Origin of the sequence: Brevundimonas sp. SL130 (genome assembly GCF_026625805.1) — a bacterium.
Classification (GTDB): domain Bacteria; phylum Pseudomonadota; class Alphaproteobacteria; order Caulobacterales; family Caulobacteraceae; genus Brevundimonas.
This window is the reverse complement of record NZ_CP113064.1, coordinates 2,730,570-2,745,653: the sequence shown is the minus strand read 5'-3', so window position 1 is coordinate 2,745,653 and position 15,084 is coordinate 2,730,570. Positions and strand designations below refer to the sequence as shown.

Below are 15,084 nucleotides of genomic sequence, written 5' to 3'. Positions count from 1 at the left end.
GGCGGCCGGGAGTCAAGGTTTGTGGGGAGGGCGCTCGCAAAAACCCGGGTTTCAAGCCGAATGGGGCTAGGCCAGTTTACGTCAGGCCGACGGCTTGCCTGTGCGCGCCTTTCCATAGGCGAACTGCAGACCCAGCAAATAGGCCCAAAAGGCCGCGATAGAGGGAACCTGGATCGCATAGTCGGTGGCGCCGTGGATCAAGAGCACCAGATTGGCCGCGATCAGTCCACGCTGAAGCGTGGCGCCCGTGTCCAGCAAGGCGGACCGTCGAATGGCGGTGGCGATGATCAGGACGATCAGGGCGAACATCGGCAGGGCGCCCAGGACGCCCGTTTCTTCCAGCCACTGGATATAGACGTTGTGCGCCGCACCGATGATGCGCAGGGCGCCGTAGTTCTCGGGCGTCATCTGCTGGGCGTTGACCGCGCTGAAACTGCCCAGGCCGTGGCCGAACAGGGGAGACTGGAGGAAGGCGTTCCAGTGAACCGAGAAGATGACGCCGCGGGTCGCCGCATCGGAATCCACATTCTCGAGACGGGACCACAGGAGGTCGGCCCCCCCTATGCTGAACACTGCGGCGGTGGCGCCGGCAAGAGCCAGGAGGATCAGGCGTCGCGACGGTCTTTCCTTGCGGCTGAAGGTTTCCCAGACGAGGAGTGCGACGATGGCGAAGGCGGTCGCCGCAACCCCCATGCGCGAAGCGGTCAACATCAGGCAGGTCGTGAACAACAGGACGCAGGCGAGGGCGGCGCCGACCGCGAGGCTGCGCTTCGGCGTGCGACCCAGGCGCAGGTTCCGGATCGCCCGGGCCAGGCTGGCGACCGACAGTACGGCCAGGATACCGTACACCGTCGCACCGCTGTTTGCGCTCTGGAAGCCGCTGGTCAGACGGCCGCCTGTCGTGAGATGCAGCCCCTCCAAGCCTTGGGAGGCGCCGCCGATTATCAGGAGAAGTCCTACAGCGGCCCAGACAGCCCCCAAGGTCAGGATGATGCGGACCGCGCCTGCGACGCGCCGTTTTCGCCCCCCTGCCAGACATCCAAGGCTGAACAAGCCCGCCAGGCCGCAGAGTTTGGCGATTTCGATCAGGGTGGAGGACTTGTCCCAGGTGATGGCTCCGGGACCGTTCAAGTTCGCCCAGGGCGTCGAGGTTCCGCGCGCAGGCGCCACCAGGGTCCAGACCGCGACAAGCAGAACCAGGGCGAACAGACCGGCCACGATCCGGCCCGGCCAGATCAGCCCCAATTCGTCCCGCCGGTCGCCGAGGATGATCATGGCGGGCATCAGCAGGGCGATCAGGGCGGTGAACCAAAGGGCCGCCGTCGGCTCGGCCGCACCGCCGAAGAAATGGGCCAGAGTGAAGGCCAGGACCGGCGCACTGAGTGCGGCGTAATCCGAGAGCTTCAGGTCCGCAGCGCGAGTTCCGCTCGTGGCGGAAGAGACCTGACTGCGCCGCCGCCGTTTGCGGCCGGACGAAGAGGGGACGTCAGAAGCGACGACGTCGCCCTCCATGGTCGCGGGACTCCTGGGCGTCAGAACTGGGCGACCAGCGCGACGAACAGGCGGGTCACGGCATAGCTGGGACCAGCTTGAACGCCGTCTGAGCTCAGGTCCAGATAGGACAGGGTGGTGGTGACGCCATAGTTGCGGTTCAGCAGGTAGGTGGCGGCCATGGAGGCGTTCACCCGCTGATCGTCACGGTCGATCGCGTTGTAATCGTCCTTGCTGTAGGTCAGCTGGCCTGTGAGGATCAGATTGCGCAGCAGTTCATGGTCAACCTTGCCGCCGACTTCAGAGCTGAGATAGCCGGCAGAGCCGATGATGCCCGCGTCCTCGATAGTGCGCGAGACGTTGGCGGTCACAGTGGTCAGTTCGGTCGGGAACCATTCCAGTTGGGCGCGACCGCCAAAACCGTCGATGTCGGTGTAGGCGGCGTTATCATAGCTCTGGCTGATGTAGCCGGCCGCGACTTCGCCTCGGCTGACGGCGCCCAGTTCGAAATTGACCCCGACCAGGGCTTCGACACCCGAAGAATCCCGCGCCGGGGTCGTTGTCGACGTGTTGCTGTCGTAATCTCGCTCGTTACCCGTCACCATGCCGAAGAGGGCGGTGGCGGGGCTGAGGGCGTAATCGACGCGGCCCGCGAGGGCGAAGTTGGTCCGGTTACGCGCGCTTTGGTCGATCACGTCGCCTGCAGCGGTCTCGCCGTCCTCGTAATCCCAGGACTTCAAATCCGCGCGGCCCGACACGCGGACACGGCCCTTTGCGCGCACCGCGCCGACATAGGCCGAGGCGAGGTCGTATTCGATCGGGTCGACCGAAGACTGGGCGGTATTGGTCGAGGAGCGCGGCTCTGTCAGATGCCCGTATTCAGCGCCGCCGCTGACGGACGAGCCGCGGACGACGTCGAGCCGGCCCCGGGTGCCGACAGTCCAGTCGGTGGTGTCTTCACTATCAAAGTCAGCATTGCGGCTGATCACACTGCGCGCATAGGCCTGTAGCGAGTGGCGCGACCAGTCCGACTCCGCCAAGACTTCAGGACGGATTCGGAAGATGAAGTCGTCCTGTTCGTCCGTCTCCGAGGCGAAGACATTGTCATTGTACTCGGCGTCGAGCTGGAGCTTGGGGAAGATTGTAAAGGCGCCCGCACCCAGGCCCAAGGCTTCATATTCCGGACGAGCGCGCTCGCGAACGCCGACGCCACGATCACGAGCGAACATGTCCACGGACTGGCGCTGGGCCGAAGCAATCGACGACTGAGCGGCTGTTTCGCCCGCGGTGGCGACGGCGCCCACGGCCACGATCGAGGCCGCGCCGGCGCGCAGAAGGGCGTTGCTGCTCATGAAGCGCATGGTGTTCAGATCCCTGAAGTCGCCGACCGGGGAGGGTCGGCCTTAACCGAAGTCGTTTGGTTAGGTAGTCGTTCCGTAGTCCGGGCCGCCGCCGCCGGCGCTGGACGTCGGGGGCGCGCCGAACGCGGGCAGGCCGGCGTCGCCCCCGTAGCGGCGGGGCCGCCTTGGTTTTCGGCAATAACGGCAGCCAAGGTTGATTGTATCGCCGCCGCAGCAGCCGCAGGAAGCGTGCCCTCTGCGCGCAATTCTGCCAGTGCAGCCTCGAGGGCGGCAGCAACCACTTCCGGGCTCGCGCCGCTAGCGACGATCACGTTTTGCAGCGCGGTGGAGTAGACCGCTTGCGCCTCCGCGTCGGTGATGGAGCGGCCCGAGAGAGACGCCGTCGTCTGCGTAATCGCGGCCTTCAGTTGAACCGTTAGCTGAGCGGACGACGCCGCCGCCGGCGGGGCGTCCTGGGCGGCCGCGTTCCACACGGCGGCGGTTACCGGGCCGCCAACCACGGCCGCGACTGCGGCAGCAGCCAAGGCTTTCCCAAGCGTGAACTTCTTCATGACTATCCCCTTCGCGCGCAAGCCCAAGGGCATTTTGCGCGTCTGATGTTGGTGAATATAACGTTTACTGAGACGAAAAGCTACTCACAATGAGCGACGTTATGTTGTGGCGGGCGTAAGCGTAGAGGTTGGCGTCCAGCGAGACGGGTTCAGGCGTGGGTTCATCGCGGTTTGCGGATTGCAAGCTTGGCGGCTAGGCGTCCGGTCGGGTTCCTGATCGTATCCACCAAAGCGCGCGCCCCCTTGTTTGACCCGGCGAAAGCGCGGAGTTCTGTCACGGCTGCAGATCGGATCGTCGGCGTTACTGTCGGCCAGTTTTCGAAGACGAAGAGAATTCGCCAAGGACTGACGCCGGGGCCCAGGGGGGCGACGCGGTAGGAGGTCTCAATGTAGCGCAAGCTTTCCGCATCCAGCGCGCCGGACTGTTGTTGACGAATATAGGCGGCGCGCAGCCAGGCGGTAGCTGTGGTCGGCGAGGACGTCAGCGTCCGTTCGTTTTCGATGGCGGCGGCTTGGAGAGTCGCCGGAGACGGCTTCGGAGCGCTCAAGGCCAGATCGGCGCGCTTCTCGTGGTGAGCCGCCAAGCCTGACGGGAAAGGAATGGCGGGCCAGGTCAGGCTTGAGGCCAGAACGGCGGCCCATATCGCCGTGGCGGCGCCAAAGATCAGCATCGCCGGCGCGACCCAGCGATCCCCCCTGGGGGCGGCCTTGCTCTTCAGTCTTCTGCGCGACGGTTGTAGCATTGTGGGGCGTTCTAAGCGGCGACGCGGGGTTGCGCCAATGGCTCCATCAAGATTTGCGCCACAAAGCCGTCCCGATATGGCCGCGCAGATCTCGGGTGTTTTCCTGTTTCAATGACGGCTCGAGAATGTTCATATTACACGCGTCCATCCACATGGGGCCTATGAGCATGAAAATCACGGATGCCGAGTTCACCGTCATGGAGGCCTTGTGGCGGGGCCAGCCTATGTCCGCGGAGGATCTGATCGCCGCTGTCTTGTCGAAGGCGAGCTGGGGCGAGGCGACGGTGAAGACCCTGATCAACCGCTTGCTGCGCAAGGGCGCCATTCGGTCGGCGCGGGCCAATGGCCGGCACAGCTATCAAGCGGTGCTGGAACGGGCGGACTATGTGCAGGCCGAGAGCGAGACCCTGCTGGACCGGTTGTTCGGGGGACAGCTCGCCCCGCTCGTGGCGCAGTTTGCGGATCGCAAGACGCTGAGCGGCGAGGATCGTCGGCGGCTGAAGGCGCTGATCGACCGGTTGGACGACGATGCGTGACCTGATCGGCCTGTTGGCGGAGATGAACCTGGCCCTGGCGGGCGCGGTCGGGCTGGTTGTCTGTCTTCGAGGGGTTTTCCGCCGGCGGTTCGGCCCCCGCGCCGCCTATGGGCTGTGGTGGGCGGTTCCCGCCGCCTTGGTCGCGGTCTGTGTTCCGCGGGAAGGCGGGCTTGCGGGGGCGGCGGGTCTGGGTCTGTTTGCTGAACGGGAGGTCCAGATCGGCCTGGCGTCGATCTGGTTCGCCGGCGTTCTGGTCAGCGCCTTGGCGATGGTCAGCGCTCAGCGCCGGTTCGCCGCGCTTGAGCGACGAGGTGAGGCGGGCCCCGCCCTTGTCGGCGTGCTGGTCGGGCGGCTGGTCATGCCGGCCGACGCCGACCGTCGATGGTCGCAGGACGAAGTCGCCCTGATCCGCGCACACGAACGGGCGCACCGTGATCGGGGGGATTTGAGGGTCAATGCCGTCGTCACGGGGCTTGTGTGTCTGTTCTGGTTCAATCCGTTCGCCCATGTCGGCGCCGGGTTGCTGCGGTTCGACCAGGAACTGGCCTGCGACGCCACGGTGATGGCGGGACGGCCCGGCCGACGGCGGCTCTATGCGGAAGCCTTGTTGAAGGCGGGATCGGCGTCGGCCGGCCCGATCGGGTGCGGGTGGACACAGGGCGGCGTCGCGGCGCTGGAGGCGCGACTCCAGGCGTTGCGGCTCAGTTGCTGGTCGCCGTCCAGCGCCGGACTGCTTTTCACCGTCGCGGTTCTGGCGGTTGCGGCGTGCGCGGCCTGGCGGCTTCAACCGCCCACGCCCGAGGTCCAGCGCGTGCGGCCGGGAATAGTTCTCAATCTTCGACTGTTGCCGCCGGTGCAGGCGCATTGAAAGCGCAAAGGGCGGACTTGACCGATCTACAAATGTAAATCAGACTACATTTGTAACTCACCGGGAGAGATGTCATGCGCCTCAAGGCGTCCTGTCTAATCGTGGCGGCGAGTCTGGCCGCGTGGAGCGCCCAGGCGCAAAGCGTGGAGCCGGGCGGGCACGGCGTGAAAATTCTCGTGGCCTTCAATGATGCGGGGCCGACGAACAAGCTGATTGTTCTGGGTCTGTTGGCCTGTGCGATCGCAGCCCTGGTGATCGGGGTGAGGGGACGATTGGGGCGGGCGTCTGCCGGAGCGGGCCTTGTGTCCGGATTGCGCGTCGGCGGTCCATTGATCGCCCTAACCGCCGTGTTCCACAATCTCCTCTGCTGGAATGTCGCCCAGGCCTGGTTCAACCGACCGCCGTCGCCCCTGCAATTGGCCCAGGGCAATGCGGAACTGGCGCTGATCGCTGTCGCGGGTACGCTCGCCTCTGCTGTCGCGGTGTTCAGCCTGGCCCATCTACAGGCGGTTCACGACCGTCGCTTGGGCAAGGAACTGGGCGGTGAATGAGGGCGGGCGGGCGGTGGTCGGCCTGGTCGCGGTCTTGATGCTGACCGCTTGCGAGGCCGACACCAACCGTTGGCTGGACCGGCAGGCGGCGGTGGATCCGCCGGCGCTGTGGCAGGTCGAGACGTCGGACGGGGGCGCTCGGCCGGTGCGGATCTGCGCCGACCGGAAACTCAGCGACGGTTTTGCCGAGTTGATGCCTTCGGTTCAGGGGCAGGCCTGTGAAATCACGCGGGCGCCGGTCGAGATCGAGGGCGGAAAAATCCAGACCTGCACCCTGTCCGGCCAGAGATTCCTGGTGCGAACGCGCAAAACAGGCTCCGCGGACAGGTTCAGTGTCGATTTCCGCACGGAACGGCTGAATGCGCGTCCGCCCGAGGTCTTCGTCCAGCAGAGGCGATACGTGCGGCTCGGACCCTGTCCCAAGGGTTGGCGCGTCGGTGAAAACAGCGATCAGGATGGCGGGCGCAGCAACCAGATTTGGCCTTCCGCCTGGTGAGGCGGGACGGCGGTTCCCTTAGAGCTGCCCCATCGTATTGTCGTGATCGACCGCCTGGCGCTTCAGCCAGGCGACGAAGGCCGTGGCGCTGGGCGAGGGGGGGCGGTCGCGGGGCTGGACGACGGAATAGGCGAAACCGACCGCTTCGGAGCCATCGGGGAAGGGGGCGACCAGGCGGCCCGAGGCGAGGTCGGCCTGGGCCAGGGTGCGTTTGGCCAGGGCGACGCCGCGCCCGGCGATGGCGGCCTCGATCAACAGGCCCGACTGATTGAAGCGCGAGCCCCGGCGCGGGTCGGGGTGGCGCACCCCGCGCGCCTTCAGCCACATGGCCCAGTCCGGGCGGCTGGGGTCGCCGTCGTTGGACATGTCGTGCAGCAGGATGTGGCGCATCAGGTCGGCGGGTTTGCGGATGGCGTTTTCGCCGTCCATCAGCGACGGGGCGCAGACAGGCAGAACCGTCTCGGTCATCAGCCGGTCCACGGTCAGGCCGGGATAGTCGCCAGGGCCGTAGCGGACGGCGAGATCGACCTTGCCCTCGGTCAGGTCGGCCGGCTCCATGTCGGCGGAGATCCACAGCTCGATCTCGGGATGGGCCGCGTGGAAGTCGTCCATGCGGGGCATCAGCCATTTTGAGGCGAAGCCGGGCGCGACGCTGATCGACACCTGGCGGCGGCGCGGTGGTTCGCGCAGCAGGGCCGAGGCGTCCATCAGCCGTTCGAACCCTTCGCGCAGCAGGGGCACCGAGGATCGGCCCAGGTCGGTCAGTTGCAGGCCGCGCGCCTCGCGCACGAACAGGGGGCCGCCGACGATGTCTTCCAGCAGGCGGATCTGCTGGCTGACGGCGCCCGGCGTCACGGCCAGTTCGTCGGCGGCGCGCGAGAAGTTCAGGTGACGCGCGGCGGCCTCGAAGGCGCGCAGAGCGTTGAGCGGGAGCAGGGAACGGGCCATCGCCGTTAGAAATCCTATCAGCGAGCCAAAGGCAATCTGGTTTGCGGGTCTGGGCGGGGAAGCCGATGGTTCGCGTCCTGCCGTCGTCCCTTCTTCCTCTCCTGGCGACCCTGAAAGCAAGACCCATGCGTGTATTTCTCGCCGCCATCCCGCTGGAGGCCGCAAAGATCGTGATCATCGGCGGCGGCGAGCCGGCGCTGGCGAAGCTGCGACTGTTTCTGAACACGCCAGCCGAGCTGCTGTGGTTCACGCCAGACGGGGCGCCGCCCCGGATGGAGACGCCCCTGACCGCGCCGACGCCGCTGCTGCGGTCGCCGGACGCTGGCGATCTAGCGGGGGCGCGACTGGTGTTCATGGCGCTGGACGACGCGGATGAGCTGACGCGGCTGGGCGCCCTGGCGCGGGCGGCGGGGGCTCAGGTCAATGTGGTCGACAAGCCCCATCTGAGCGACTTCCAGACCCCGGCCCTGATCGACCGCGATGAGGTGGTGATCGGGGTCGCCACCGGCGGATCGGCCCCCATACTGGCGCGCGACGTGCGTTCGCGGATCGAGGGCGTGCTGCCGGCCGGACTGGCCAATGTGGCCCGGCTGGCGCGCGAGCTGCGCGACACGGTCAAGGCGAATGTGCCCGACTTCATGGCCCGGCGTCGGTTCTGGGAGAAGGCCTTCCGGGGACCGGCGGCCGATCTGGCGGCGGCAGGCCGCACGGCTGAGGCGCGGCGCGAGATGTTGCGGCTGCTGAACTCGGCGGCGCCGGAACAGGGCGTGGTCCACATCGTCGGGGCGGGGCCGGGCGATCCGGAGCTGCTGACCCTAAAGGCGCTGCGGGTGCTTCAGGACGCCGACGTCATCATCCACGACCGTCTGGTGCCCGATGCGGTGCTGGAGCGGGCGCGGCGCGACGCCAAACGTCTGTACGTCGGCAAGGCGCGCGGCGAACATTCGGTGCCCCAGGATCAGATCGAGGCCCTGATGATCGAGGAAGCCAAGGCCGGCCACCGGGTCGTGCGGCTGAAGGGCGGCGATCCCTTCGTCTTCGGTCGCGGCGGCGAGGAACTGGAGGCCATGCGGGCGGCGGGCGTGCCGGTCTTCGTCGTGCCGGGCGTGACGGCGGCCCTGGCCTGCGCGGCCTCGGCGGGGATTCCGCTGACCCACCGCGACCACGCCCAGGCGGTGACCTTTGTGACCGCCCAGGCCAAGCCCGGCGGGGGCGACGCCGACTGGGCCAGGCTGGCCGCGCCCAATCATACCCTGGCCATCTATATGGGCGTGGACCGCGCCGAGGAGACGGCGGCCAAGCTGATGGCGGCGGGACGTCTGGGTTCGACCCCGGTGGCCATTGTCGAGAACGGCAGCCGGCCGGACGAGCGGGTGCTGACGGGCCGTCTGGACGGGCTGGGCGCACTGGTGCGGGGCGCCGACCTGAACGGTCCCGCCCTGTTGTTCGTCGGCGAGACGGCGGCGTTTTCCGCGGCCCAACTGGATGTGCGGGCGGAGGTTGCGGCGTGAAGATCGTCACCGCAAACCGTCTGTCGGATGGCCGCGTCATCTATGCCGGCGTGGACAATCAGCCGGTCGAGGGCATTGGCCAGGCCTCGACCCTGGATGACGCCACGGCCGAGATCGTGCTGGCCGAGGTCGCCGGGCGACCGGACATCTTCGTCAATCCCTATCTGGTCGAGGTTCAGGACCGCACGCCCTCGGGCCGTGACCGGCTGAAGGAGCGGATTCGCTCCGCCGGACCGACCGTCGGCCACAGTGTCGCGGGAGGCGTGGGCTGATGTATCGCTATGACGAGTTCGACCACGCCCTGGTGCGTGAACGGGTCGAGGAATTCTCCGACCAGGTGGCGCGCCGCGCGTCCGGCGCCCTGACCGAGGACGAGTTCAAGCCGTTGCGGCTGATGAACGGGGTCTATCTGCAATTGCACGCCTATATGCTGCGGGTCGCCATTCCCTATGGGACCTTCAACAGCCGGCAGATGCGCCAGCTGGCCCATATCGCCCGCACCTATGACAAGGGCTACGGCCATTTCACCACGCGGACGAACATCCAGTACAACTGGCCGGCCCTGACCGACCTGCCGGCGATCCTGAGCGATCTGGCCGATGTCGAGATGCACGCCATCCAGACCTCGGGGAACTGCATCCGCAACACCACGACCGACGTCTTCGCCGGCGCCGCCGACGACGAGATCGAGGATCCACGCCCCTGGTGCGAGATCATCCGCCAGTGGTCGACCATCCACCCGGAGTTCAGCTTCCTGCCGCGCAAGTTCAAGATCGCGGTGATCGGGGCCGAGAAGGACCGGGCGGCGATCCGCACCCATGACGTGGGCCTTCAGATCGTGCGCGGCGCGGACGGCGGGACCGCCTTCCGCGTCTTCGTCGGCGGAGGGCAGGGGCGTCTGCCCCATATCGGCCAGGAGATCGCTTCGGCCGTGCCGGCGGCGGACCTGCTGGCCTATCTGACCGCCATCCTGCGGGCGTGGAACCTGCTGGGGCGGCGCGACAATATCCATAAGGCGCGGATCAAGATCCTGGTCGCCTCGGTCGGGCTGGAGGCCTTCCGCGAGGAGGTGGAGAAGCACTATGCCTCCCTGCGCCTCGAAGACCTGCGGATTCCGGAAGACGAGGCCGAGCGGATCAAGGCCTATTTCGCCCCGCCGCCGTTTGAGGACCTGCCCAAGGCCAGCGCGCCGTTTGACCGCGCCCTGCTGGCCGATCCGGACTTTGCCCGGTTTGCGAGGAACAATGTGCGGCGTCACCGCCAGCCGGGCTATGCCTCGGTGGTGGTGTCGCTGAAGCCGGTCGGCGGGGTGCCGGGCGACATCACGGCGGACCAGATGGACGCGGTGGCGGATCTGGCTGAGCGCTATGCCTTCGACGAACTGCGCGCCGCCTATGAGCAGAACCTGGTCCTGCCGCATGTGAAGCTGGACGATGTGCCGGCGCTGTGGCGGGCGCTGCTGGAGGCGGGGCTGGCCACGGCCAACGCCGATCTGGCGACGGATGTCATCGCATGTCCGGGACTGGATTACTGCAGCCTGGCCAACGCCCGGTCGATCCCGGTCGCCCAGGCCCTGTCGAAGCGGCTGGCCGATATGGACTATCAGGAACGGCTGGGGCCGGTCCGGATCAATATGAGCGGGTGCATCAACGCCTGCGGCCACCACCATGTCGGCCACATCGGCGTGCTGGGCGTGGATCGCAAGGGCGAGGAATACTACCAGATCACCGTCGGCGGTTCGCCTGACGAACAGGCGGCCCTGGGCGACATCGTCGGTAAGAGCCTGCCCGCCGACGAGGTCGCGCCCGCGATCCAGCGGACCCTGGACCGCTATCTTGAAATCCGCGCCGAGGGCGAGCGGTTTATCGACACGGTGCGCCGTGTCGGTCCCGATCCCTTCCGCGACGCCATCTATGAGACGCTCGATGCTGCAAACGCTTGAAGGGGTTCAGAACGGACCGCGTCTGTCGGTCACGACCCCGCTGGACGAGGTCGAGGCGGCCGCCGCCGCGACCGACGTCCTGGTGCTGGAATTCGACGCCTTTCGCGACGGGCGTGGGTTCTCGCTGGCGGCGGTGCTGCGCGAGCGGGGCTATGCCGGACGGCTGATCGCGGCGGGCAAGGTCTTGCCCGATCAGGCGCGGCATCTGCGGCGCTCGGGCTTCGACGCGGTCGAGCTGGCGCCGGGCGCGGACACGGCGGCCTGGGCGCGGATGGATCAGGCCTTCAGCGGTTCCTATCAGCCGGCGGTCGATCCGGCGCCCACCATCTGGCAGAGGCGCCGGGCGGCGTCGAACGACCCTGATCTGCAAGGCCTGGCCGACTGGCTGAACCGCGAGACCGAGGGCAAGGACGCTTCGGAAATCTTGAAGGCGGCCCTGGACCCGGCCCTGGGCCTGCGCGTCGGGGCCATATCCTCGTTCGGGGCGGAATCGGCGGCCCTGCTGCACATCGTCGCCGAGACGGACCGGGACGTGCCGGTGGTGTTTCTGGAGACGGGTCAGCATTTCCTCCAGACCCTGTCCTATCGTACCCAGCTGACCAAGGCCCTGGGCTTGACCGATGTGCGGCTGGTGACGCCCGACGCGAACGAAAAAGCGACCCTGGACGTCCGCGACGACCTGTGGCGGACCGACGCCGACGCCTGCTGCGATCTGAGGAAGGTGCGGCCGTTGGCCCGCGCTACGGTGGGTTTCAACGCCGTCATCACCGGGCGCAAACGCTATCAGGCCGCGACGCGCGCCCAGCTGAAGCCGTTCGAGGTGCTGGACGGGGTGCTGCGGATCAATCCGCTGGCGGACTGGGACGCCGACGACGTCGAGGCCTGGCTGGAGGCGCACGACCTGCCGCGTCACCCGTTGGTTGAGCAGGGCTATCGCTCCATCGGCTGCTGGCCCTGCACCCGCGCCGTCGAAGACGACGAAGAGGCGCGCGCCGGACGCTGGTCGGGGATGGACAAGGTCGAGTGCGGCATCCACCTAGGACGACGTCAGGTCGCGGCCTGATCTCCCCCTTTCGTTCGACCTCGCCTGAAAGCTGAACCGTGTCCGTCACAACGTCTGTCATCGACCTGATTGGCCATACGCCGCTGGTCCGCCTGAACCGCCTGTCCGATGAGACGGGCTGCGAAATCCTGGGCAAGGCCGAGTTCATGAACCCCGGCGGCTCGATCAAGGACCGCGCGGCCCTGTCGATCGTCCAGGGCGCACGCGCGTCCGGCGCGCTCAAGCCCGGCGGGACCATTGTTGAGGGCACGGCGGGCAATACCGGCATCGGCCTGGCCCTGGTCGGGGCGGCCCTGGGGCATCCGGTGGTCATCGTCATTCCGCGCACCCAGTCGGAAGAGAAGAAGTCGGCCATCCGTTCGCTGGGCGCGCGCCTGGTCGAGGTGGACGCCGCCCCCTTCTCCAGCCCCAACCATTTCGTCCACTATTCGGGACGTCTGGCGACCGAGCTGAACGAGAGCGAAGAAGCGGGCGCCATCTGGGCCAATCAGTTCGACAACACCGCCAACCGCGACGCCCACTACACGACCACGGCGCCGGAGATCTGGGAACAGACCGGCGGCCGGATCGACGCCTTCGTTTCGGCCGTCGGCTCGGGGGGCACCATCTCGGGCGTCGCCGCCTATCTGCGCGAGAAGAAGCCCGAGGTGACCATCGCCCTGGCCGATCCAGCCGGCGCGGCCATGTTCAACTGGTTCACCAAGGGGGAAATGACGGGCGAAGGCTCGTCGATCACCGAGGGGATCGGGGTGGCGCGGATCACCGGCAATCTGGAAGGCTTCAAGCCTGACCACGCCTACCGGATCGAAGACGCCGAGTTCCTGCCGATCCTGTTCGATCTGGTGAAGTACGAAGGCCTGTCGCTGGGCGGATCGGCGGGGGTCAATATCGCCGGCGCCGTGCGGCTGGCGCGCGAGATCGGTCCGGGCAAGACCATCGTCACCTGCCTGTGCGATCCGGGTTCGCGCTATGCGTCCAAGCTGTTCAATCCGGAATTCTTGACGTCGAAGGGATTGCCGGTTCCGGCGTGGGGTTAAAAACTCACCTCCCTGTCGGCGAATGCCGGCGGGGAGGACAGGCGGGAGCGTCAGCGAGCGCCAGGAGGGGGCGACTCGGTGTCAGAAGCTGCCGTGGTCATCACCACCGCCGGAGTCGCCCCCTCCTGGTCGCTGCGCGACCTGTCCTCCCCGTTCGCCTTCGCGAACGGGGAGGTGACGGCTATTTCTCCGCCGCGATCCAGGCGTTCATCCGCTGGTCCAGCAGCGCCAGGGGCAGCGGGCCTTCGGTCAGCAGCGCGTCGTGGAAGGTGCGGATGTTGAACTTCGGCCCCAGTTCGCGTTCAGCCCGGGCGCGGATCTCGCGCAGGCGGATCTCGCCGATCTTGTAGGCCGTGGCTTGGCCCGGCCAGCCGATATAGCGCTGGAGCTCGGTCTCGATATTGTGGGGCGCCAGGGCGGAGTTGTCGCGGAAACAGGCGCGGGCCTGTTCCTCTGACCAGCCCATCCAGTGCAGGCCGGTGTCGGCGACCAGACGGCAGGCGCGCCACATTTCGTAGGACAGACGGCCGAACCGCTCATACGGGGTGCGGTAGAAGCCCATCTCCTCGCCCAGATATTCGGCGTACAGCCCCCAGCCCTCGGTGTAGGCGGTCACATTGGCCTGGCGCCGGAAATAGGGTTGGCCCTCGGCCTCTTGTTGCAGGGCGATCTGGAGATGGTGGCCCGGCACCGCCTCATGCAGGGTCAGGGCCGGCAATTCGTACAGCGGCCGCTGGTTCAGCTTCGACGTATTGACCACATAATGGCCGGCGACGCCGTTCTGCATCGAGCCGCCGTTGTAGCGGCCGGTGGTGTAGTTTTCCTCGATCTGGGGCGGCACCGGCTGCACGTCGTAGGGCAGGCGGGGCAGGGTGGCGAACAGGGCCGGCAGGCCGCCGTCCGCACGCTTGGCCATTTCGGACGCCTTCTCGATCAGGGCCTCGCGCGTCGGGGCGTAGAACTGGGGATCGCTCCGCAGGAAGGCCAGGAAGCCGGCGAAGTCGCCGGTCCAGCCGGCGGCCTTCATCTCCACATCCATCCGGGCGCGGATGCGGGCGACCTCGGACAGGCCGATCTGATGGATCTGGTCCGGCGTCAGGTCGGTGGTCGTGTGGCCGCGCACCAGATAGGCGTACATGGCCTTGCCGCCGGGGCGGTTCCCCAGACCGGGTTCGACCGGGGCCTTGGGCAGATATTCGGTCTCGAGGAAGGTCAACCAGGCCCGCCGGGCCGGGACGATGACGTCGGCTACAGTCGATGCGGCCTGGGCCGTCAGCCGATCGCGGTCCGACTGAGGCACGGTCGGGGGCAGGGTGGTCAGGGGCTTCAGCAGGGGCTCGGCGTCCGGCGTGATCGCCACGTCGTTGCGCGCTATGGTCAAGGCGCTTTCGGTGACGGACTTGGCCTGGACCATGCCGGTCGCCAGACCGCGCCGGGCGTTGTCGGTGGTCTGGGCGTAAAGGCTGCCGAAGCCTCGGATCCGTCGGACATAGGCCTCAGCCTCGGCGACCGAGTTCAGGCGCGTGCTTCCGCCGACATAGAGGGCCCAGGTTCCCGGACCGCCCTCGCTGTCGAAGGCCAGCCGCGAGGTGTCATAGTCCAGCCCCTCGATGCTGCGGTTCAGGGTGTAGAGCAGGAAGGCGTGGTTGATGGCTGCGCCATGGGAAAGACCCGCCGGATCAATGGCCTTGAGCCGATCGACGAAGGCTTGCAAAGGCGCGCGCTGGGCCAGTTCGAACGACCGCGACAGGTCTGGGACGCGCGCCATGGCCTCGACATCGCCCTCGCTGGAGGCGGCCATCGGGTCGATCGATTTCAGATAGGTCTCGTAGTCCGCGATCACGGCGTCCAGTGCGCGCTCGGCCGGGCTGGCGGAGACGGCGGCGGGGGGCGTCGCGGGACGAGATTGCGCCAAGGCCGCCGCCTGTGGCGTAGCGGCGATGACGGCCGCGACGGCCAGAGAATGGAACTTCATGACACCCCTCC

At 67.4% G+C, this 15,084-nt stretch carries 15 protein-coding genes; 9 read left to right on the top strand and 6 right to left on the bottom strand.

All coding sequences use genetic code 11. The annotated features are described in order from the left end of the window. Positions 1-81: 81 nt before the first annotated feature. The 4 genes from OU998_RS13435 to OU998_RS13420 form a co-directional block, all read right to left on the bottom strand. Positions 82-1,512, bottom strand: a complete 1,431-nt coding sequence (locus tag OU998_RS13435; protein ID WP_267514149.1) for an O-antigen ligase family protein — start codon at positions 1,510-1,512, stop codon at positions 82-84. Between the two features lie 20 nt (positions 1,513-1,532). After that, positions 1,533-2,852, bottom strand: coding sequence for an outer membrane beta-barrel protein (locus OU998_RS13430; protein WP_267514148.1), 1,320 nt, complete (start codon positions 2,850-2,852; stop codon positions 1,533-1,535). 5 nt (positions 2,853-2,857) lie between these two features. After that, positions 2,858-3,403: a hypothetical protein gene (locus tag OU998_RS13425; RefSeq protein ID WP_267514146.1), complete on the bottom strand. Its 546-nt coding sequence runs from the start codon at positions 3,401-3,403 to the stop codon at positions 2,858-2,860. Between the two features lie 161 nt (positions 3,404-3,564). Then, positions 3,565-4,074, bottom strand: coding sequence for a hypothetical protein (locus OU998_RS13420; RefSeq protein ID WP_267514145.1), 510 nt, complete (start codon positions 4,072-4,074; stop codon positions 3,565-3,567). A gap of 239 nt (positions 4,075-4,313) precedes the next feature. Between OU998_RS13420 and OU998_RS13415 the strand changes: the two genes are divergently transcribed. The 4 genes from OU998_RS13415 (at position 4,314) to OU998_RS13400 (ending at position 6,597) form a co-directional block, all read left to right on the top strand. Next, positions 4,314-4,682 carry a BlaI/MecI/CopY family transcriptional regulator gene (locus tag OU998_RS13415; RefSeq protein WP_267514144.1) on the top strand — a complete coding sequence of 123 codons (369 nt, stop codon included), beginning with the start codon at positions 4,314-4,316 and terminating at the stop codon, positions 4,680-4,682. Continuing rightward, positions 4,675-5,550, top strand: a complete 876-nt coding sequence (locus OU998_RS13410) for a M56 family metallopeptidase (protein WP_267514143.1) — start codon at positions 4,675-4,677, stop codon at positions 5,548-5,550. Before OU998_RS13415 ends, OU998_RS13410 begins: the two co-directional genes overlap by 8 nt. Before the next feature lie 74 nt (positions 5,551-5,624). Then, positions 5,625-6,101, top strand: a complete 477-nt coding sequence (locus OU998_RS13405; protein WP_267514142.1) for a hypothetical protein — start codon at positions 5,625-5,627, stop codon at positions 6,099-6,101. Then, positions 6,094-6,597: a hypothetical protein gene (locus OU998_RS13400; RefSeq protein ID WP_267514141.1), complete on the top strand. Its 504-nt coding sequence runs from the start codon at positions 6,094-6,096 to the stop codon at positions 6,595-6,597. The genes OU998_RS13405 and OU998_RS13400 overlap by 8 nt, the downstream gene beginning before the upstream one ends. Before the next feature lie 18 nt (positions 6,598-6,615). On the opposite strand, the gene gcvA is transcribed toward OU998_RS13400, so the two are convergent. Continuing rightward, on the bottom strand, positions 6,616-7,545 hold the full coding sequence (gene gcvA, locus OU998_RS13395) for a transcriptional regulator GcvA (RefSeq protein ID WP_267514140.1): 930 nt from the start codon (positions 7,543-7,545) through the stop codon (positions 6,616-6,618). 125 nt (positions 7,546-7,670) lie between these two features. Here gcvA and cysG point away from each other — a divergent pair, with 125 nt between their 5' ends. From cysG to OU998_RS13370, 5 genes are read left to right on the top strand one after another with little or no spacing between them, the layout of a single operon-like run. Next, a complete protein-coding gene (gene cysG, locus OU998_RS13390) occupies positions 7,671-9,056 on the top strand; it encodes a siroheme synthase CysG (RefSeq protein ID WP_267514138.1) in 1,386 nt (461 codons plus the stop codon). Next, positions 9,053-9,328, top strand: coding sequence for a DUF2849 domain-containing protein (locus OU998_RS13385; protein ID WP_267514137.1), 276 nt, complete (start codon positions 9,053-9,055; stop codon positions 9,326-9,328). Before cysG ends, OU998_RS13385 begins: the two co-directional genes overlap by 4 nt. Then, entirely contained in the window at positions 9,328-10,998 is a 1,671-nt protein-coding gene (locus OU998_RS13380) for a nitrite/sulfite reductase (protein WP_267514135.1), read from the top strand. Before OU998_RS13385 ends, OU998_RS13380 begins: the two co-directional genes overlap by 1 nt. Then, the gene (locus tag OU998_RS13375; RefSeq protein ID WP_267514133.1) at positions 10,982-12,061 is read left to right on the top strand and encodes a phosphoadenylyl-sulfate reductase; all 1,080 of its coding nucleotides are present in this window, start codon (positions 10,982-10,984) and stop codon (positions 12,059-12,061) included. The genes OU998_RS13380 and OU998_RS13375 overlap by 17 nt, the downstream gene beginning before the upstream one ends. A gap of 38 nt (positions 12,062-12,099) precedes the next feature. After that, a complete protein-coding gene (locus tag OU998_RS13370) occupies positions 12,100-13,098 on the top strand; it encodes a cysteine synthase A (protein WP_267514132.1) in 999 nt (332 codons plus the stop codon). Positions 13,099-13,279: 181 nt separating this feature from the next. Here the strand turns inward: OU998_RS13370 and OU998_RS13365 are convergent, their stop codons facing one another. Further along, positions 13,280-15,073 carry a DUF885 domain-containing protein gene (locus OU998_RS13365; protein ID WP_267514130.1) on the bottom strand — a complete coding sequence of 598 codons (1,794 nt, stop codon included), beginning with the start codon at positions 15,071-15,073 and terminating at the stop codon, positions 13,280-13,282. Positions 15,074-15,084: the final 11 nt, after the last annotated feature.